Source organism: Mycobacterium sp. NGS27, assembly GCF_059813005.1.
On the sequence record NZ_JCALDT010000049.1, the window covers coordinates 1 to 372 of the forward strand.

Annotated in this window: 1 protein-coding gene; it reads left to right on the forward strand. The window is 69.1% G+C overall.

Going from position 1 to position 372, the window contains the following annotated elements; translation table 11 throughout:
* Positions 1-372 (forward strand): hypothetical protein (locus AC5Y30_RS25515; protein WP_499922098.1); only part of this gene is annotated, 372 nt, incomplete at both ends.

Genomic DNA, 372 nt, shown 5'->3' on the forward strand with positions numbered 1-372 from the left:
TGATGGGTGGTTGCGCGCGGTGCCGGTCGGGGTGATCGGTGAGTTGTATGTGGCCGGCGCCGGGGTGGGGGTCGGTTATGTGGGCCGGGCGGGGTTGACCGGATCGCGGTTTGTGGCCTGTCCCTTCGGAGCGCCCGGACAACGCATGTATCGCACCGGGGACCTGGTGTGCTGGCGCCCCGATGGGCAACTGGACTACCTGGGCCGCGCCGATGAGCAGGTCAAGATCCGCGGCTACCGCATCGAACTCGGCGAAATCCAGGCCGCCCTGACCGGGTTGGAGGGGGTGGAGCAGGCGGTGGTGCTCGCCCGCGAAGACCAACCCGGGATCAAACGCCTGATCGGCTACATCACCGGCGACGCCGACCCGGC